Origin of the sequence: Plantactinospora alkalitolerans (assembly GCF_015690345.1) — a bacterium.
GTDB lineage: Bacteria > Actinomycetota > Actinomycetes > Mycobacteriales > Micromonosporaceae > Plantactinospora > Plantactinospora alkalitolerans.
Genome location: NZ_JADPUN010000173.1, coordinates 1 through 18650, shown reverse-complemented (window position 1 = coordinate 18650; position 18650 = coordinate 1). Strand labels below are relative to the sequence as shown.

Here is an 18650-nt window from a genome sequence, read left to right as displayed (position 1 = left end):
ACGGGAGTACGGATGACCTTCCTGCCCGCCGGCCGCCGGGTGCTGATCACCGGAGGCACCGGTTCCTTCGGTCGGACCATGGCACGCCGGCTCCTGCACCAGGACGTGGGCGAAGTCCGGATACTCAGCCGCGACGAGGCCAAACAGGACGCCATGCGCCGCACCCTCGGCGACGACCGGGTGCGCTACCACGTGGGCGACGTACGGGACTACGACACGGTGCTGCGGGCGAGTCGCGAGGTGGACTTCGTGTTCCACGCCGCAGCGCTCAAGCAGGTGCCGTCCTGCGAGTTCTTCCCGCTGGAGGCGGTCCGGACGAACGTCCTCGGCAGCGCCAACGTGATCGAGGCGGCCGACCGCAACGGGGTCGGCTCGGTGGTCGTACTCAGCACCGACAAGGCGGTCTATCCGGTCAACGCGATGGGGATGAGCAAGGCGTTGATGGAGAAGGTGGCCCAGGCCCACGCCCGTAACAACCCCCGCAGCCGTACCACGGTGTCGTGCGTGCGGTACGGCAACGTGATGTACTCGCGCGGTTCGGTGATCCCGCTCTTCGTGGAGCAGATCAAGGCGGGGCGGGCGCTGACGGTCACCAACCCGGCCATGACCCGGTTCCTGATGTCGCTGTCCGACTCGGTGGAACTCGTGGAGCACGCGTTCTCGCACGCCCGGCCGGGTGACGTGTTCATCCGCAAGACGAGCGCCTGCACCCTCGGCGATCTGGCCGCCGCGCTCTGCCAGCTTTTCGACGCGCCCGCCAAGCTCGACGTGATCGGGGTACGGCACGGCGAGAAGCTGGACGAGACGCTCGCCAGCCGGGAGGAGTTGGCCCAGGCCGAGGACTTCGGCGAGTTCTTCCGGGTGCCGGTCGACGCCCGCGACCTCAACTACGCCCTCTACGTATCCGAGGGTGATCCGTGCACTGACACCGTCGACTTCAACTCCGCCAACGCGCCCCGGCTGGGCGTACCCGAGATCGTCGCGTTGCTGCGTACCCTGCCCGAGATACGCGCGGAGCTGGCCCTGCGCGAACCGGTGCTGATCTCGTGAACCTGGCCCTCACCGGAGCCGACGGTTTCCTCGGCTGGCACGTACGCGTGCTGGTCCGGGCGTTGGGCTGGCCCGACCCGACGGTGCTGACCCGGGCCGACCTGACCGATCCGGACGCGGTGGCGGCGAAGCTCGACGGCGTCGACCGGCTGCTCCACCTGGCCGGCGTCAACCGGGGCGACCCGGCCGACGTGGCCGCCGGCAACGTGGAGCTGGCCGCGGCGCTCGCCCGGGGCCTGCGCCGCTGTGCGGAGCCGCCGGCGACGGTCGTCTTCGCCAACTCCACGCAGGCCGGAAACGGCACCCCGTACGGCGACTCGAAGGCGGTCGCGGCGGCCACCCTGGCCACCGCGACCGGACCCAGTGGGCACTTCGTCGACCTCCGGCTGCCCAACCTGTACGGCGAGCACGGCCGGCCGCACTACAACTCCGTCGTCGCGACCTTCTGCCGGCTGCTCGCGCGGGCCGGCGACCCCGAGGTGCGAGACGACCGGGAGCTGGAACTCGTGCACGTGGGCGATGCGGCGGCGCTGCTGGTCGACGCGCCCGGCGAGGGCGCCTGGGACAGCACGATGCCGAGCCTGCGGATCGGCGTACGGGCCCTCGCCGACCGGCTCGGCGACTTCGCGGCGACGTACCGCAGGGGCGAGATTCCGGCACTGCGGGACCGGCACGACGTCCGACTCTTCAACACCTACCGGTCGCACTGCTTTCCGGCGCACTATCCGCTGCCGCTGACCCGGCACGCCGACCGGCGCGGCGAGCTGGTCGAGGTGGTCAAGACCCACGGCGGTGCCGGCCAGACCTTCTGCTCCACCAGCCGTCCCGGGATCACCCGGGGCGAGCACTTCCATCTGGCCAAGGTGGAACGCTTCGCGGTGCTGCGCGGCACCGCCGAGATCAGCCTGCGTCGGGTCGGCCACACCGAGGTGACCCGGTTCGCGGTCGGCGGTGACGAGCCGGTCGTGGTGGACATGCCGACGATGTGGGCACACCAGATCACCAACACCGGGCCGGACGAACTCCTCACCCTCTTCTGGGCCAACGAGATCTTCGATCCGGCCCGTCCGGACACCTATCCGGAGCCGGTGGACGGCGCGGCCCGGGTGCCGGCGGTGGTGGGATGAGCGGCTCCGCCGCGACCCGGGTGATGACCGTGGTCGGCACCCGCCCGGAGATCATCCGGCTGTCCCGGGTGCTCGACCGGCTGGACCGCACCCTGGACCACGTGCTCGTGCACACCGGGCAGAACTGGGACCGGTCCCTGTCGGACGTGTTCTTCACCGAGCTGCGGCTGCGGAAGCCGGACCGCTTCCTCCGGGTCGACACGTCGTCGCTGGGCCGGGTCCTCGGCGGGGTGCTGATCGGCATGGAGGAGGCGATCGAGGACCTGCGCCCGGACGCGCTGCTGGTGCTGGGCGACACGAACAGTTGCATCGCCGCACTGATGGCCCGGCGGATGCGGATCCCCGTCTACCACATGGAGGCCGGCAACCGGTGCTTCGACCTCAACGTGCCGGAGGAGACGAACCGGCGGCTGGTGGACCACGTCGCCGACTTCAACCTGGTCTACACCGAGCACGCCCGACGCAACCTGCTCGCCGAGGGGCTGCATCCGAGGCGGATCCTGCACACCGGCTCGCCGATGCGCGAGGTGCTGGAGCACCACCGTACGGACATCGAGGGTTCGTCGATCCTCGACCAGTTGGAACTGCGGCCGGACGGCTACTTCGTGGTGAGTGCGCATCGCGAGGAGAACGTCGACGACCCGAACCGGCTCCGGCGCCTGCTGGACTGCCTCCGCGCGGTACGTGACACCTGGCAGTTGCCGGTGCTGGTCTCCACCCACCCCCGTACCCGCAAACGCCTGGAGGCGTTGACCGTCGACGCCACCACCCTGGACGGGGTCGCGTTCCACGACCCGTTCGGACTGTTCGACTACGTACACCTTCAGACGCGTGCCCGCTGCACGCTCTCGGACAGCGGCACCATCAGCGAGGAGTCCGCCATCCTCGGATTTCCGGCGGTGACCCTGCGGGAGTCGATCGAGCGCCCCGAGGCGCTGGACTCCGGCGGAATCATCATGACCGGGCTGGATCCCGCCGGGGTGGTCGAGGCGGTCTCGGTCGCGGTCGACCAGGTCCGCGCCGAGGGCGTGCCCTGTCCGGTGGACTACCGCGTTCCGGACACCTCCCGCCGGGTCGTCGACTTCATCCTCTCCACGGTCCGTCGTTCCCACGACTGGGCCGGCATCCGGCGGTGACGCCGGTGGGACGTTCAATGGCGACAGATCGGACGACGAGATGCACGCAGTGATAATGGCCGGCGGCAAGGGCACCCGGCTGCGGCCGTACACGACCGCGCTGCCGAAGCCGCTGGTGCCGATCGGTGACAGCCACGCCATTCTGGAGATCGTCCTGCACCAGCTGGCGGCGCAGGGGTTCGCCGACGTCACCCTGGCGATCAACCACATGGGTTCGCTGATCCGCGCCTTCGTCGGCGACGGCTCGCGGTTCGGCCTGCGGGTCGACTACGTCGAGGAGCGGGTCCCGCTCTCGACCATCGGACCGCTGTTCGGCCTCCGGGACCGGCTGCCGGAGCACTTCCTGGTGATGAACGGGGACGTCCTCACCAACCTCAACTACGCGGACCTGCTGCACACGCACGCCGCCTCGGGTGCCCCGCTGACCGTCGCGACCTGCCACCGCACCGTCAACGTCGACTTCGGCGTGCTCTCGGTCGAGGGCGGCAGGATCGTCAGCTTCAGCGAGAAACCCAACCTCGACTACCAGGTCAGCATGGGCGTCTACGGGCTCTCCGCCCGCACCATCGCCGCGTACCCGGAGGGGTTGGCGTTCGGGTTCGACCAGCTGATGCTGGAGCTGCTCGATCGGGGTGAGTTGCCGGCCAGCTACGACTTCAGCGGCTACTGGCTGGACATCGGCCGCCCCGAGGACTACGACGAGGCCAACCGCCGGTTCGACGCGCTGAAGCCGATCCTGCTGCCGAGCCCGGTACCGGAGCCGGTATGACCGGGCAGAGCGGAGCGGCCGTGACCGGGCAGAGCGGAGCGGCCGTGACCGGGCAGAGCGGAGACACCGGCCAGCCGAGGGTGCTGCTGTTCGGCGCGTCCGGATTCATCGGCGGCCAGGTACGCCGGACGCTCGGCTCGGTGGCCGCGCTGCGCTGCCCGCGCCGCGACGAGTTCGACCTGGTCCGGTGCGAGGTCGACGAGTTGGGTGCGCTGCTGCGCGCGGAACGCCCCGACGTGGTGGTCAACTGCACCGGTCGGCTGGCCGGCGGTACCCACGACCTGGTCCGGGCGAACACCGGGGTCACGGCCAAGCTTCTCGACGCGGTCGCGAAGGAGGCCCCCGACGCCCGGCTGGTCCGGTTGGGGTCGGCGGCCGAGTACGGCCCGGTGCCGCCGGGGCACGCGGTGACCGAGACCGATCCGGCGTTGCCGATCAGCGGGTACGGCGTGAGCCAACTCGCCGCGACCCGGCTGGTCGAACTCGCCGCCGCGGCCGGTCGGATCGACGGGGTCGTGCTGCGGGTGTTCAACCCGATCGGCCCCGGCACGCCGGAGGAGACCCTGCTCGGCCGGGCCGCCGCACTGCTGCGCCATCCACCGGTAGCGGCCGGGGCCGCCGGAGACGTCTCGCTGGGCTCGCTCGCGGCGTACCGGGACTTCGTGGACGTCCGCGACGTGGCGTCCGCGGTCGCCGCCGCGGCCCTGACCGGGACGCTGACCGAGCGGGTGTTCAACGTCGCCAGTGGCCGCGCCGTGTCGGCGCGGGAGGCGGTACGCCTGGTCGCCGAGGCGGCCGGGTTCGCCGGGAGGATCCGGGAGGACCATCCGGCACCGGAACGGTCGGCGGACGTCGGGTGGATGTGCGGCGACATCCGGCGCGCCGGCCGACTGCTCGGCTGGACGCCCTCGTACGACCTGGAGGGGTCGGTCAAGGCGATCTGGTCCGGCGGACTCGACTAGGTCCGCCCCGGGCGGTTCCCGCCATCAGGTCGGACCGCCGGAGAAACCCGACCGGTGCTCCGGCGACGGAACCGGCCGGGGGAGTCTACTTTCGCAAGGAGGCAGGAGTTTGTACCGGAAGATTGGCGTCGTCGGGCTCGGCTATGTCGGCCTGACCCTCGCCGCCTCGTTGGCCCGCAAGGGCTACCAGGTGTTCGGGGTCGACGCGCAGCAGCAGGTGCTGGAGTCGTTGCGTGAAGGCCGGGTGCACATCTTCGAGCCCGGCATCGCCGAGGTGCTCGCGGAGCACATCGGACGGTCCCTGCGGGTCGGCACCACGCTGCCGCCGGACGTCGACGTCGCGGTGCTCTGCGTGTCCACGCCGGTCGACGACCACGCACACCGGCCCAACCTGGCCAACCTGGCCGCCGCCGCCGAGCAGGTGGCGCGGTGGTGCGGACCGGAGACCCTGGTGGTGGTGCGCAGCACGGTGCCGGTCGGGACGAGCCGCGCGGTGGTGCTGCCGCCACTTCTCGCGGCCTGGGGTCGGGCCCGGCTGGTGATGGCGCCGGAGCGGACCATCCAGGGGCAGGCGCTGCGCGAACTGGTCGAGCTGCCGCAGGTCGTCGGTGGGCTGGACGAGCCGAGCCGCCTTGCCGGACTGGAGTTCTTCGGCGGGCTGGCCACCCAGGTGGTGCCGGTCTCCAGCCTGGAGGCGGCCGAGCTGGTCAAGCTGGCGAACAACTGCCACACCGACCTGATCTACTCGTTCGGCAACGAGCTGGCCCTGATCGCCGAGCGGCACCGGCTCGACCCGTTGGAGGTCATCGGCGCGGCGAACCTGGACTACCCCCGGCCGGACCTGAGCCGGCCCGGGTACGTCGGTGGCGGCTGCCTCTCGAAGGACCCGTACCTGATGGTCGAGAGTGCCGGCGGTCCGGGACCGTTCCTGGTCGGCGCGGCCCGGCGGCTCAACGAGTACCTGCCGGTGCACGTCGCCAACCGGGTCGTGGAGCTGATCCGGCAGGAGCGCGGCGCGACCGCCGGTGCCCGGCTGGCCGTACTGGGCTGGGCCTACAAGGGATGGCCGCCGACCGACGACATGCGGGGCACCCCGATCGCGGCGATGACGACGCTGTTCCGCGAGGCGGGACTGGTGGTGCTCGGCCACGACCCGATGGTCTCCGACGACGTGATCCGGGACCATGGCGGGGAGCCGACCAGCCTCGACAAGGCATTCGCCGACGCCGACGCCGTCCTCGTGATCAACGATCATCCCGACTACCGGGCGATCGAGATCGGCTCGGTGCTCGGTGCCCGACGACCGGTGCTGATCTACGACTCGTGGCGGATCCTCGACGAGCCGGCGATCAGGGCCGCCGGCATCCGCTACGCCGGCATCGGCTACCTGCCGGAACCGGGCGGCACCGACCGTCCGGAGCGGGACCTCTCGGAGGGTCGGATCTGATGCGGGTACTCGTCCTCGGCGGTGCCGGCTTCATCGGCAGGCATCTCGCCGACCGACTGGTCGCCGACGGGCACCGGGTGACCATCGTCGACGACTTCTCCCGGGGCCGGGACGACCGGCACCTGGCCGCGCTGCGCCGGCACCCGGCGGTCCAGGTCCGCTCCGCCGACCTGACCAGCCCCGATTCCTGGGCTGTCCTGCCCCGGGGGTGGGACCAGATCTACCTGCTGGCCGCGGTCGTCGGGGTCCGCAACGTCGAGGCCGACCCGGCCCGGGTGGTCCGGGTCAACACCCTCACCGCGTTGCACCTGCTGGACTGGATCGCGCCCGGCGAGCGGGTGTTCTTCAGCTCCACCAGCGAGGTGTACGCCGGCGGGGTGGACGCCGGCATCGTGCCGGTGCCCACCTCCGAGGACGTACCGGTGATGGTCACCGACGTCACCTCGCCCCGGTTCGCGTACGCGATCAGCAAGCTACTCGGCGAGGCGGCCTTCGTGCACGGTGCACGGGCGAAGGGCTGTCCGGCGGTCATCGGGCGGTTCCACAACGTATACGGCCCACGGATGGGCACCGACCATGTCGTTCCGGAGCTGGCGATGCGCGCGCTGGGCGGGGAGGACCCGTTCCGGGTGTGGGGCTTCGACCAGTACCGGGCGTTCTGCTACGTCGACGACGCGGTCGAGGCGATGCTCCGCCTGATGGACTGTCCCGACGCGGCCGGCCGGATCGTCCACATCGGAAACGACACGGCCCACACGAGCATCGGCGAGCTGGCGGCGCTGGTGCTGCGGATCGCCGGGGTGAGTCCGGTGGTGCAACCGCTACCGGCGCCCCGGGGGTCGGTGAACCGGCGCTGTCCCGACCTCGGCCTGCTCCGCCGGCTGACCGGGTTCGAGCCGACGGTCTCGCTGGAGGAGGGGGTGCGGCGCACCTTCGACTGGTACCGGGAGTGGCAGGCGCCTTCCGTCGGTCCGTCCGTCGGCGCCCCGGTCGCTGGCGTTCAGGGTGCTGGTGCTGGTGCTGGTGCCCGGGTCGCCGACGCCCCGGTCGGTGTCCATCGACGCGAACCCTGACGCGGTCACGCCACCTCGGCCCCGGAACCCTGCCGCCACGACGGCATCGGGATCCGGGGCCTCGCGCTCGCCGGGGCCCCGGCCCGGATCCGGGTCCCGCCGAGGTGGCGCCCCCGGATCCCGGAGCCGCAGCCTCAGCGGCGGGACGGGTCCGGTAACGGCCAGGCACCGGGTGCGGCTGCCGGGCGGCGGGTGCGGACCGCCGTGGCGCTTCCGGCGTACTTCGCCGGGCGGGCCGCCCGGTCGACCGACCTGCGGCCCTGCCGTGCCAGCCACACCACCGCGGCGACCGGGAGTACGTACTTGAGCAGGAACCAGGTGTTGTTGTCGAGGTCGGCGGTGGGCAGGAACGCGCACACCAGTGCCATCGGCCCGAGCAGCTTCGCGGTGAGCGACCCCTGCTGCCGCGCCCGTGCGTAGTACCGCCGGCCGAACCGCACGAGCATGCCGAGGAAGGCGAAGGAGAGCACTCCGCCGGCCGGGCCGAAGTTCATGATGGCCTCCCCGGCGAGGCCGTAGACCCGGCTCGACCGCATCCCCGACTCGTACGCCCCGGGACCGAAGAGCAGGTCGGTGCCGGCCGCGACCTTGTCCGTGGGGCGTACGGGCAGGACCGCGCCGGGTACCAGGAACGAGACGTCGCCCAGATAGGTGACTCCGTACGCGAGTTCGGCGTCGCTCCGAAGCTGCCGGTCGAGCACCAGGGCCTGGATGTCGGCCCGGGAGAGATCTCCCAACAGCAGCGAGGGCACGTCCCGACCGGTCTCCGACGAGATGTCCCCGACACTGCGGGTACCCCGCGCGGCGTCCAGCACCTCCAGCCCGGCGGACTTGTAGAGGCCGTACGTGTAGATGAACAGGCCGACCACCAGGAGGAATACGAGCAGGGCCTTTCTGGAGACCCGGGCGACGAGGAGGTGGACGAGGGTCAGGCCGATCAGGATGGGCCAGATGGTGTTGCTCCGACTTCCTCGCAGCCCGCCCACGAAGAACTGCATCAACGCCAGGCCGACCAGCAGGAGGAGGATCACCGACCGGTGCCCGGCGAGCCAGCTCCGCCACCGTACGAGGACGAGCGCGAAGATGATCATCGGGAAGGCCTCGCCGAGGATGAGGAGCCAACCCAGCCCGGTCAGCTCGACCCGGTCCGACTCGCCGGTCATCGTGTTCAGATATCCGGACAGCCCGCCGAACATGGCGACCTCGCCGCAGAAGGCCAGCACACTGACCAGCACCGCGGCCAGGCCGACCCGGTGGAAGGCCCGCTCGTCGAACCGGGAGGCCCGCCGGGGGCGGGGCTGCGGCCGGTCCCGGAAACCCAGCACCACCCGGTAGAGGCAGAGGCCGAGGACGTTCAGCAGGGCCATGGTGCCGAGGGCGGCCCGCCAGTCGGGTGGCCCGACGAGATGGCGGGGCCAGTGGTCGAGCATCACGTTGAGGATCGGCGCCAGATAGAAGAAGTGCATGCCGAGCAGGCCCAGGATCGCCTGCGGATCGAAGATGTCACGCCGCCGACGGACCCACTCGATCGCGTCGACGCCGATCAGCACGCCACACACCGTCACGGGAATCACGAACCAGTGCCGCAGGCGCGGATCGAGGAGCGCCAGGGTCGTGCTGACCGACGTCACCAGGACGGCGGACATCGCCCAACTGGCGGCCTCGGCGCCGAGTCCGGGACCGATCACGGCGACCCGTACCGGTGGGGTGGCCGGCGGCGTTCCTTCGTCCGGAACGGGTTCGGCGGTCGGTTCGACCGATGGCGTGGCTCCGTTCGCCGGACTGCCCGGCGCCGGGTACCTGGTCCGGATCACCGCGCACCCGCCCGCCACAACGTCTTCCACTCCCGTACCGCGTGCTCCAGGACGAACGGCGACGACCGCAGGCTCCGGCTGATCCGCCGGCGCCCGTCGGCATCCGTCCGGGCCTGTGCCGTCGCGGTGCCCGCCCAGCTACGCGCCCCGGCCGACAATGGCAGCAGGGTGAGCCCGTGCAGGTGGGCGGCGAGTTCCCGCAGGCAGGGCAGGTCCGTCGCCACCACCGGGACGCCGGCCGCCAGGGCCTCCAGCACCACGCCGGGCAGCCCCTCCCGCCGCGAGGGCAGCACCAGCACGTCGGCGGTGGCCAGCACCGAGGCGATCTCCTCGGTCTCGCCGCCGAGGACGACGTACGGGTCGTACGCGGCATCGGGATATGCGGTGACGATGTCGTCGACGCCTCCCGGGCCGACGGCGAGCAGCCGCGCGTCCGGCTCCTCCAGCCGGACGGCCCGGTGCACCTCGACCAGGAACGGGCGGTTCTTCGCCGAGGCGGCCCGACCGATGTGCACCAGGACCGGAACCTCGGCCGGAAGGTTCCACCGCCGCCGCGCCGGCTCGCGCTGCCAGCCGTCTACCCGGTCGGTGGAGACGCTGTTGTAGAGCACCCGGTAGCGGCCGTCACCGGACCGGGGTGCGGCGAGGTCGAGCGCCGCCGAGGTCACCCCGACGACGTCGGTGGCGGTGCGGCGGAGCAGTTGCCGCAGGAGCGCCCGGCGGGCCCGCTGGGGCCACGTGTCGGGTCTGCCGTCCCCCTCGCTCCAGAGCCGGGCCACCCGTACCGGCACCCTGGCGGCCCGCGCCACCAGCAGGACGGCCGCGCTGACCAGGCTGACGTGCGAGACGACGATGTCGGGCCGGAGTGCCCGCAGGCTCCGCCACAGGCGCGGTCCGAAGGTCGGGCCCGGCCGGAGCGGGCACTGCCGTACCAGGGCGCCGGCCGCCCGGAACTCGTCGACCAGTCGCCCCTCCCGGCCGGCGAGGGTGAGGAAGACCTGCTCGACCTCTGTGGACGGCACCGAACGACAGATGTCCAGGGTCACCGTCTCGGCGCCGCCGCGATCCAGGCTGCCGATGACGTGCGCCACCCGGACGGGTGCGAACGGGTACGCCCCGGCGGCCCGGTCCGGGAGCCGGTCCGCGCGGTCCCGGGCGACCTTCTCGATGACGTCGGCGACCCGGACCGCCGAGGCCCGGTTGTCGAAGAGCCGGACGGCGCGGAGCCGGGCCTGCTCGCCGCGCCCGGCCAGACGCCCGCTCTCGAACTCGCGGTACGCCGAGTCGAGCGCGGTGGCCAGCGCCGTCGGGTCGCCCCGGGGCACGATCCAGCCGGACGACTCGTCGACGGTCTCGGGCAGCCCTCCGGCGTCGCTGACGATGCTGGGTACGCCCATCGCGCTCGCCTCGACGGCGGCACCGTGTCCCTCGGAGAGCGACGGGCTGACGCTCAGGTCGGCGGCCTGGTGGCAGGGGCGTACGTCGGCGACCGACTCGAGCCAGGTCACGCTCGGGTCCGCGTCGACGCCGAAGCGGCGGACGAGTTCACGGCGGTGTGCCTCGCCGGCGGCGGTCCAGCCGCCACCGACCAGCAGCAGGTGGGCCCGGGGGTGCCGGGACCGGAAGGTCTGCCAGGCCGTGAGGAGGACGTCGTGCCCCTTGATGGCCCGGCCCTTGTGGGCCAGTCGTTTCGGCGGATAGACGTAGGCGATCATGACGACGAGGAAGGCGTCGGAGTCGACGCCGAGTTCGGCACGGGACTTCGCCCGCAGCTCGTCCCGGCTCGGGACGTCCGGATCGCCCGACCGGACCCCGTCCGCCGGGTTGCCCGACCGGTCCCCGTCCGGCGGATGGGCCATGGCGAAGTGGGCCGGGTCGACGCCGTAGGTCGCCACGGGCCGCCGCTCGGGTGGGCACCCGAGCGCGCCGTAGAGCCCTGACGTGTGTTCGGTGCCGCAGATGGTGGCGTGGTCCAGCCGCCACAGCAGACGCTCGACCGGCCGGATCAGCGGCGACTCGAGGAACAGCGGCCCGGCGACCATGTGCACCCGGCGTACCGGCAGCCCCAGGGTGCCGAACCGGGCCGCGAGCGCCGAGGCGTACAGGTGGTAGTGCAGCACGTCGGGCCGGAGCCGGCGGAGCAGCCGGCGGAGCCGCCACAGCCCCCGCAGCGTCGCCAGCCCCGGCCGGAACCGGAAGTCGAAAGGCGATTCGAGTACGTCGAATCCGCGCCGGGTCAGCTCCGCCGTCAGCCGACCGGGGCCCGGGGGCAACACGACGTCGACCTCGTGGCCACGGCGACGCAGCTCCTCCACCTGAGGGAGAATCCACATTCCACCGCTGTTCGTCTTCAGCAGGACCGCGACGCGAAGTCTTCCCACCACTGCTGGTCCTCTCTCTTGCCCGGGCTGTTCCCGCTCAGGCCTGGTCGCGCCCGGTCGGCCGGCGGGGTGCCGGCGTGACCAGGCGCGGATGTCACCTCGCCGGCACTCCCTTGACCACCGCACCGGCCGGCACGTCCCGGACGACGCAGGCGCTGGCGCCGACGGTGGCGTCCGCGCCGACCCGGAGGCCCTGGAGTACCACCGCGCCGGCACCGATCAGCACGCCGGCCTGGAGCCGGCACTCCCCGGAGACCGCGGCGAGGGGGTTGACCGAGACGTAGTCCGCCAGCACGCAGTCGTGCGCGACTGTCGAGTTCTGGTTCAGGTGCACGTGCCGGCCGAGCGTCACGTTGGTGGTCACCCGCGCACCGGCGAAGACGACCAGGCCGTCTCCGGAGACGGTGTCCGGGCCGACGACGGCGGCGGGGTGCACCAGGCTCGCGGCCGGCAGCCCGTACCCGTCGATCCGCCGGGCGACCGTGCGGCGGACCCGGGGATCGCCGAGTCCGAGTACGACGTGTGTGCCCGGCCCGGCCTCCCGTAGCCACTCGACCGTGCCGAGGTACGGGACCGCCAGGCGTTGCAGTCGCTTGTGGTTGGCCTCCGAGGGGCGATCGTCGACGAAGCCGAGCACCCGCCACCGTGGGCCGGCCGGTGACGAGGCGTTGATCGCGCGGATGATGTCGAGGGCCTCGCGGCCGTGGCCGCCGCAGCCCACGAGAACGACGTCCACTGTCATCCGGTCCGCCAGTCCGCCGGCCAGTGCCCGGCAGCTCCCCGGCTGCCGGTGAGGTCGCCGAGGGGAGCCGTCCGGCCGTCCGGACCGCTCGGCGCCGGCGCGTCGTGGTCGGCGCCACCCTGGCCCGGTAGTTCGGTGCCGCCGAGGAATTCCGGCATGGTGGGGTTGCCGAGGAATTCCGGCATGGTGGGGTTGCCCGGTGCCGTGATGCCGCGCCTGTGCAGGACGGCACCGACGGTCTCGACGAGGATGTGCAGGTCCATGCGGAGGCTGCGGTTGTCGACGTACCACACGTCGTGCGCGAAGCGCTCCGGAAAGGGCATCGCGTTGCGGCCCCGGACCTGCGCCAGTCCGGTGATTCCGGGCCGTACCTCGTGGCGGCGCGCCTGCGCCGGGGTGTACCTGTCGAGGTAGTCGACGAGCAGCGGGCGCGGCCCCACCAGGCTCATCTCGCCCCGGACCACGTTCCAGAGTGTGGGCAGTTCGTCCATGCTGGTGGCCCGGAGCCGCCGGCCCAGCCGGGTCAGCCGGTCGCGGTCGGTCACCACGCCTCCGGCGACGTCGACCGGCCGCATGGTCCGGAACTTGACCAGCTCGAACAGCTCGCCGTGCCGGCCCGGCCGGGCCTGCCGGAACAGCACCGGCCGCCCCAGCGTCACGGCGATCACGACGGCGACCGCGAGCATGACCGGCGACGCGACGAGGAGCAGCAGAATCGCCAGCACGACGTCGAGGAGGCGCTTGGTCCGGTCGTACCGGGTCCGGCCGACGGGGGTGACCGGCCCGCTGGGTCCGATCACCGCCGTGCCTCAACGAACTCCGCGGTGGCGTCGAGCACCCGTCCGATCTGCGGCTCGGTCAGGGCGGAGCCGCTGGGCAGGGTGAGTCCCTGGTCGAACAGCCGCGCGGCGGCACCGGTCAGGGCGGCCCGGGCCGTGCCGAAGACGGGTTGCAGGTGCATCGGTTTCCAGACCGGTCGGGTCTCGATCTGCCGTTCCGCGAGGTGGGCGGCGAGTTCGTCGGCCCGCCATCCGGCTCGGGCCGGGTCGACCACGACGATGGTGAGCCAGCAGTTCGCCCCGGGATCACCGTCGCCGAGCAGGCGTACGCCGGGTGTGGCGGCGAACAGCTTGGCGTACCGCTCCCGCAGGTCCCGGCGGCGGGCCATCATCTCGTCGAGCCGGCACAGCTGGGCGCGGCCGAGGGCGGCGAGCAGGTTGCTGAGCCGGTAGTTGTAGCCGACGTCGGTGTGTTCGTAGTGCGGCACCGGCTGGCGGGCCTGGGTCGACAGGTAGCGGCACCGCTCGATCAGCGTGGCGTCGTCGGAGACCAGCATGCCGCCGCCGGAGGTGGTGATGATCTTGTTGCCGTTGAAGGAGAGGGCGGCGACCCGTCCGAACGACCCGGCCGGTCGCCCCCGGTACGTGGCGCCGAGCGCCTCCGCCGCGTCCTCGACGACCGGCACCTGGGCGGCCGCGCACAGCGGAAGCAGCGTGTCGTAGTCCGCGCAGGCGCCGAACATGTCGACCGGGATCACGGCGGCGACCCGCTCGCCGGCGGCGGCCAGCCGGCGGAGCAGGTCCGCCAGCAGCCCGACGTCGATGTTTCCGGTGGCCGGATCGCAGTCCACGAATACCGGCTCCGCGCCGGTGTACGCCACGGCGTTTGCCGTCGCGACGAAGGTCAGCGTTGGTACCACGACCACCTGGCCGGGCCCGGCGCCGAGGGCCAGCAACGCCAGGTGCAGGGCGGCCGTTCCCGAACTCAGCGCCACCGCGTGCCGGGTGCCGGCGCGTTCGGCGATCTCCTGTTCGAACGCGGCGAGGTCCGGACCGGCGGGCGCGATCCATCCGGAGCGGATCGCCCGCAGGACGTACGACTCCTCCAGCGCTCCGACGTCGGGGGGCGACAGCAGTATCTGGGCGGTCATCGGGTGGCGGCTCCGGGGGGATGAAAACCATGAAAATGGCTCAAAAGGTTCTACGGGTCCAACTACCGCTCTAACGGTGTCGACCGACTTTTTTCCCCTGATGTCACCGAGAATTCGGCTACAGCGCACGATATAAGTGATATCCGCCCAGGGCGTGTGATGATCCAGCTACCCTGACGGGTTGCCCGGACCGGCGCCGTCCGGTCCCCGCCGCGACCGGACGGGCGATCGCTCAGACCGACACGACGGGCAGGGTGAGGATGACGGCGGTACCCACCCCGAGCTGGCTGGTGACCCTGATCGATCCGCCGTGGTCGGTCAGGATCTGCCGGACGATGGCCAGGCCCAGTCCGCTGCCACCGGTCTGCCGGCCACGTGCCGAGTCGGCCCGCCAGAACCGGTCGAAGACGTGTGGCAGCGCGTCGGGGGCGATTCCCGAGCCGGTGTCGACGACCCGTACGACGGCGGAGTGCGCGTCGCGCTCCAACGTGAGCGTCACCCCACCCCCCGGACGGGTGGCGCGGAGCGCGTTCGTGATCAGGTTGCCCAGCACCTGCCGGAGCCGGTCGGGATCGGCGTACACGGCCACCGGTGCGGCGGTGACGGTCAGCGACACCCCGGCGGCGTCGGCGCTGGCCCCGTGGGCGGTGCGGCAGGTCTCCAGCAGTTCCGCCAGGTCGACGGTGGTCCGGTGGTAGGCCAGGCTCCCCGCCTCGGCCAGTGCGAGTTCCTGGAGGTCGTCGACGATGCGCTGCTGCAGGACCGCCTCCTCGTGCAGCGAGGCGAACAGCTCCGGATCGGGCTCGATCACACCGTCGGAGAGCGCCTCCAGATAACCGCGCAGGTTGGCCAGCGGGGTACGCAGTTCGTGCGCGACGTCGGCGACCAGCCGACGCTGACGTTCCTCGCCGCGTTGCAGTGAGTCGGCCATCCGGTTGAACGAGCGGGCCAGCGTGGCGAGTTCGTCGTTGCCCCGGACCGGTACCCGGCTGCTCAGGTCGCCCCGTCCGAGCCGCTGCGACGCGGTGGTGAGGATGCCGATCGGCCGCAGCACCCGGTGGCTGAGCAGCGCGGTCGCGATGATCGCCACCGCCGCCACCCCGGCCGCCGCGGCCAGCAGCGGACCGACGACGAGTCCCGCCCCGCCCTCCTCGCCGACCCCGACGATGACCCGGGCCGGCTCGGGCGCCGCCTCGTCGATCCCGGCGTTGAACGCCTGGGCCAGGCAGTACTTCATCGACTGGGAGTCCACCGACGTGCCGCAGGCGGCCAGTTGGGTCTCATCCGTCTGGGAGGCCTGCGGAGAGTCGCGCGCCTGGTCCTGACAGTTCCGGACGGTAAGAAGATCCGGGGACGTACCGGGGGCGACGTCGTGGGTCGGGATGCCGTACGGGCCGGGTGTCTGGACGACCTCGACGCCGTTGCGGGTCAGGCAGGCCGCGTACCGTATTCCGGTCCGGTACGCGTGGAGCTGTTTCGCGGTGACCGCCACCGCTTCGGGGCCGGCACCGGACAGGTCGAGCGTCGGCCGGGGGTTGACGAGCCCGACCACCGTGCCGAGGCGCCGGGTCGCCTCCGCCGGATTCGCCTCACGATCGGTGTCCACGAGCACCCAGCCGGACTCGGAGACCAGGTGGATCCGTTGTCCGGTCTGCTTGCCCAACCGCACGACGACGTCCCGGACGCCCTCCCAGGTGCCGTGCCGGCTGCCGTAGTCGGCGAGCTGCCCGGTGATCCGGTCCAGCGTCGTACCGGGGACGGCGGACTCGTCGATCTGCTGTGAGGCCTGGCGCAGGACCAGCCAGAGAGTGGCGGCGGTCGCGCTGACCGCGACGAGCATGACCAGGGCGAGCACCCGGAACCGGAAACTCACGCCGACAGTTCCGCCCCGTCGGCGGTCGGCTCGGCCAGCCGGTAGCCACGGCCGAACACGGTCTGTACGTAGCGCGGCTCGGCGGGATCGATCTCGATCTTGCGGCGCAGGTTCATCACGTGCGCGTCGACGGTGCGTTCGAGCACGTAACGGTCGAAGCCGAAGGCCCGGTCGATGATCTGCGCCCGGGTGAACGCCCGTCCGGGCTCGCCGGCCAGCACCTCGAGGATGCCGAACTCCTTCGCGGTGAGCGTGATCAGGCGCCCGTCGATCCGTACCTCGAACCGGCCGGGATCGACCTCCAGGTCGCCCACCCGCAGCACCGCCTGGTTGCCCGCACTCAGTACGCCGGACCGGCGCAGCAGGGCGCGCACCCGGGCGGTCAGTTCACGCGGACTGTACGGCTTGGTGAGGTAGTCGTCGGCCCCGATGTCCAGACCCAGCAGTACGTCGTCCTCCGTCGTCCGGGCGGTCAGCAGCAGGATCGGGAGGGTGGATTCGGCCCGCAGGATCCGGCAGACGTCGAGCCCGTCCACCACCGGCATCATCACGTCGAGGATCGCCAGGTCGGGGCGGCGGGTCCGGCACTGCTCCAGCGCCGCTCGGCCGTCGCCGACGACAAGCACGCTGTGGCCCTCCCGTTCGAGATAGACCCGGACCAGGTTGGCCTGTTTCGGGTCGTCCTCGGCGACCAGTATCCGCGCGCTCATGATTCCCCATTCTGCCTGCTCCCGGCGGCACCGATTAGAGGCCGGCGGCGGTGAAGAATCGATGAAAACCGGATGGGAAAGCTGTCGGGGGACGCTTCGCACCGGGCGGGGACGGCTTCTTCACCGATTCCGCACATCCGCTGGCTACATTCGTCGCCATGGCAGTCGAATTGTTGCTCATGGCCGGGTCGGTCGGCGGAGCCGGTGATCAGGAGCGGAGCCGCCGCCGGGCGGTACGTCGACGGATCCGGGAAACCGTGGCGCTCCGCCGGGCCTGCGCGGCCGCCGGAGCGGATGCGCGGGATGCGGCGGGGCCGCGCCCCGAGGTGGCCGGGTCGCACCTGCCCTGAGCCAACCGGCCACCCGCCCGCCCTCGGTCCGGCTGAGCCAACCGGCCACGCACCCGCCCTCGGCCCGGCTGAGCGAATCGGCCACGGGCCTGCGCTCGGTCCGGCTGAGTGAATCGGCCACGGGCCTGCGCTCGGCGGACCGGAGCCGGCTACCGGCGGACGGAGTCGGGCGCCGGCCGGCCGCGCTGACTAGAGTCGTCGCCTGGCGGCCGGCCCGGTCGGGCCGGCCCGGGTGAAGGGTGGCGGCGTGCTGCACCTGCGGATCATCGTGCCGACCGACCGGTCGGCCGAGGTACTCGACCTGCTCGATCGCGAAGCGGCGGTGACACACGTCATCGTGCTGCCACAGGCCGCCCGTACGCCGCCGGGTGACGTGGTCCTCTGCGACGTCGCCCGGGAAGGCGCCGACGAGGTGCTCGACGCGCTCCAGGCGCTCGGTGTGCACCGTTCCGGCGCTGTCGTCGGCGAGGCAGTCGACGTGACGCTCTCCGCCGCCGCCGACCGGGCGGCCGACGCGGCTCCCGGGCTCGGCACCGACGCGGTGGTCTGGGAGGAGATCGCCCAGAAGACCGGTGAGGAGACCCGGCTCTCGGCGACGTACCTGATGCTCATCACCCTCGCCACCATCATCGCCGGCATCGCGGTCCTGCTCGACCAGCCGATCCTGATCATCGGCGCGATGGTGGTCGGCCCGGAGTTCGGCCCGCTGGCCGCGCTCAGCGTGGCGCTGCTGCGGTGGCGACCGTCGGTGATCCGCCGCTCACTGCTGGCCCTGGTGGTCGGGTTCCTGGTCGCGGTGGCGGTCACCGTGCTCGCCACCTGGGCGCTGACCGCCGCCGACCTCATCGACGAGTCGATGCTGCTCGCCGAGCGGCCGATGACCGACTTCATCTGGCGACCGGACGCCCTCTCCTGGGTGGTCGGTTTCCTCGCCGGGGTGGCCGGCATGCTCGCGGTCACCTCCAACAAGTCCGGCTCACTGGTCGGCGTACTGATCTCGGTCACCACCGTGCCAGCAGCGGCGAACGGCGCCGTGGCGCTCGCCTACGGCGTGTTCGACGAGGCGGCCGGCTCGGCCGTCCAACTGCTGATCAACGTCTGCGCGATAGTGCTGGCCGGGGTGCTCACCCTGCTGGTCCAGCGGCTCTGGTGGCACCGGGTGACCGAGATCAGTACGCCGACCAGTGAGCCGGACTTGTTGGAGGTGACCGCGAGCATGCCGGCCACCCCGGCGAGGAAACCGACCACCCGGGAGAGGGCGTCCGGTCGCCAGATGAAGTCGGTCA

General features: G+C 72.0%; 16 protein-coding genes and 1 pseudogene. 9 read left to right on the top strand and 8 right to left on the bottom strand.

Features of this window, described 5'->3' with window-relative positions; translation table 11 throughout:
- The first annotated feature begins 12 nt into the window (after nt 1–12).
- The 7 genes from I0C86_RS18230 to I0C86_RS18200 all read left to right on the top strand — a co-directional run bounded on the left by I0C86_RS18230 (nt 13) and on the right by I0C86_RS18200 (nt 7564).
- A complete protein-coding gene (locus tag I0C86_RS18230) occupies nt 13–1050 on the top strand; it encodes an SDR family NAD(P)-dependent oxidoreductase (RefSeq protein WP_196202446.1) in 1038 nt (345 codons plus the stop codon).
- On the top strand, nt 1047–2177 hold the full coding sequence (locus I0C86_RS18225; RefSeq protein ID WP_196202445.1) for a polysaccharide biosynthesis C-terminal domain-containing protein: 1131 nt from the start codon (nt 1047–1049) through the stop codon (nt 2175–2177). Before I0C86_RS18230 ends, I0C86_RS18225 begins: the two co-directional genes overlap by 4 nt.
- Nucleotides 2174–3313 carry a non-hydrolyzing UDP-N-acetylglucosamine 2-epimerase gene (wecB, locus tag I0C86_RS18220; RefSeq protein ID WP_196202444.1) on the top strand — a complete coding sequence of 380 codons (1140 nt, stop codon included), beginning with the start codon at nt 2174–2176 and terminating at the stop codon, nt 3311–3313. The genes I0C86_RS18225 and wecB overlap by 4 nt, the downstream gene beginning before the upstream one ends.
- 40 nt (nt 3314–3353) lie before the next feature.
- On the top strand, nt 3354–4082 hold the full coding sequence (locus I0C86_RS18215) for a sugar phosphate nucleotidyltransferase (protein WP_196202443.1): 729 nt from the start codon (nt 3354–3356) through the stop codon (nt 4080–4082).
- Nucleotides 4079–5044, top strand: a complete 966-nt coding sequence (locus I0C86_RS18210) for an NAD-dependent epimerase/dehydratase family protein (protein WP_196202442.1) — start codon at nt 4079–4081, stop codon at nt 5042–5044. Before I0C86_RS18215 ends, I0C86_RS18210 begins: the two co-directional genes overlap by 4 nt.
- A 109-nt stretch (nt 5045–5153) precedes the next feature.
- A complete protein-coding gene (locus I0C86_RS18205) occupies nt 5154–6491 on the top strand; it encodes a nucleotide sugar dehydrogenase (RefSeq protein WP_196202441.1) in 1338 nt (445 codons plus the stop codon).
- Complete coding sequence (locus tag I0C86_RS18200) at nt 6491–7564, top strand: NAD-dependent epimerase/dehydratase family protein (RefSeq protein ID WP_196202440.1); 1074 nt, start codon at nt 6491–6493, stop codon at nt 7562–7564. The genes I0C86_RS18205 and I0C86_RS18200 overlap by 1 nt, the downstream gene beginning before the upstream one ends.
- 134 nt (nt 7565–7698) lie before the next feature.
- Here I0C86_RS18200 and I0C86_RS18195 read toward each other — a convergent pair whose 3' ends face one another.
- The 7 genes from I0C86_RS18195 to I0C86_RS18165 all read right to left on the bottom strand — a co-directional run bounded on the left by I0C86_RS18195 (nt 7699) and on the right by I0C86_RS18165 (nt 17014).
- A complete protein-coding gene (locus I0C86_RS18195; protein ID WP_196202439.1) occupies nt 7699–9378 on the bottom strand; it encodes a hypothetical protein in 1680 nt (559 codons plus the stop codon).
- A complete protein-coding gene (locus I0C86_RS18190; protein WP_196202438.1) occupies nt 9375–11759 on the bottom strand; it encodes a glycosyltransferase in 2385 nt (794 codons plus the stop codon). Before I0C86_RS18190 ends, I0C86_RS18195 begins: the two co-directional genes overlap by 4 nt.
- A 94-nt stretch (nt 11760–11853) precedes the next feature.
- Complete coding sequence (locus I0C86_RS18185) at nt 11854–12501, bottom strand: acetyltransferase (protein WP_196202437.1); 648 nt, start codon at nt 12499–12501, stop codon at nt 11854–11856.
- Complete coding sequence (locus I0C86_RS18180) at nt 12498–13301, bottom strand: sugar transferase (RefSeq protein ID WP_323373707.1); 804 nt, start codon at nt 13299–13301, stop codon at nt 12498–12500. The genes I0C86_RS18185 and I0C86_RS18180 overlap by 4 nt, the downstream gene beginning before the upstream one ends.
- Nucleotides 13298–14431, bottom strand: coding sequence for a DegT/DnrJ/EryC1/StrS family aminotransferase (locus I0C86_RS18175; protein ID WP_196202436.1), 1134 nt, complete (start codon nt 14429–14431; stop codon nt 13298–13300). The genes I0C86_RS18180 and I0C86_RS18175 overlap by 4 nt, the downstream gene beginning before the upstream one ends.
- A 232-nt stretch (nt 14432–14663) precedes the next feature.
- Complete coding sequence (locus tag I0C86_RS45085) at nt 14664–16304, bottom strand: sensor histidine kinase (protein WP_196202435.1); 1641 nt, start codon at nt 16302–16304, stop codon at nt 14664–14666.
- A complete protein-coding gene (locus I0C86_RS18165) occupies nt 16301–17014 on the bottom strand; it encodes a response regulator transcription factor (protein WP_196202434.1) in 714 nt (237 codons plus the stop codon). The genes I0C86_RS45085 and I0C86_RS18165 overlap by 4 nt, the downstream gene beginning before the upstream one ends.
- A 158-nt stretch (nt 17015–17172) precedes the next feature.
- Here I0C86_RS18165 and I0C86_RS18160 point away from each other — a divergent pair, with 158 nt between their 5' ends.
- A complete protein-coding gene (locus tag I0C86_RS18160) occupies nt 17173–17364 on the top strand; it encodes a hypothetical protein (RefSeq protein ID WP_196202433.1) in 192 nt (63 codons plus the stop codon).
- Between the two features lie 604 nt (nt 17365–17968).
- Nucleotides 17969–18418, top strand: a pseudogene (locus I0C86_RS43515) (DUF389 domain-containing protein); the annotation flags it as partial.
- Here I0C86_RS43515 and I0C86_RS18150 read toward each other — a convergent pair.
- A complete protein-coding gene (locus I0C86_RS18150) occupies nt 18409–18591 on the bottom strand; it encodes a hypothetical protein (protein WP_323373711.1) in 183 nt (60 codons plus the stop codon). The pseudogene I0C86_RS43515 and the gene I0C86_RS18150 sit on opposite strands and share 10 nt — an antisense overlap.
- Nucleotides 18592–18650: the final 59 nt, after the last annotated feature.

Coding starts and splice junctions, on each gene's coding strand:
- I0C86_RS18160 (WP_196202433.1), top strand. CDS start 17,173: ATGGCAGTCGAATTGTTGCTCATGGCCGGGTCGGTCGGCGGAGCCGGT.
- I0C86_RS18165 (WP_196202434.1), bottom strand. CDS start 17,014: ATGAGCGCGCGGATACTGGTCGCCGAGGACGACCCGAAACAGGCCAAC.
- I0C86_RS18175 (WP_196202436.1), bottom strand. CDS start 14,431: ATGACCGCCCAGATACTGCTGTCGCCCCCCGACGTCGGAGCGCTGGAG.
- wecB (WP_196202444.1), top strand. CDS start 2,174: ATGAGCGGCTCCGCCGCGACCCGGGTGATGACCGTGGTCGGCACCCGC.
- I0C86_RS18230 (WP_196202446.1), top strand. CDS start 13: ATGACCTTCCTGCCCGCCGGCCGCCGGGTGCTGATCACCGGAGGCACC.
- I0C86_RS18210 (WP_196202442.1), top strand. CDS start 4,079: ATGACCGGGCAGAGCGGAGCGGCCGTGACCGGGCAGAGCGGAGCGGCC.
- I0C86_RS18185 (WP_196202437.1), bottom strand. CDS start 12,501: ATGACAGTGGACGTCGTTCTCGTGGGCTGCGGCGGCCACGGCCGCGAG.
- I0C86_RS18200 (WP_196202440.1), top strand. CDS start 6,491: ATGCGGGTACTCGTCCTCGGCGGTGCCGGCTTCATCGGCAGGCATCTC.
- I0C86_RS18215 (WP_196202443.1), top strand. CDS start 3,354: ATGCACGCAGTGATAATGGCCGGCGGCAAGGGCACCCGGCTGCGGCCG.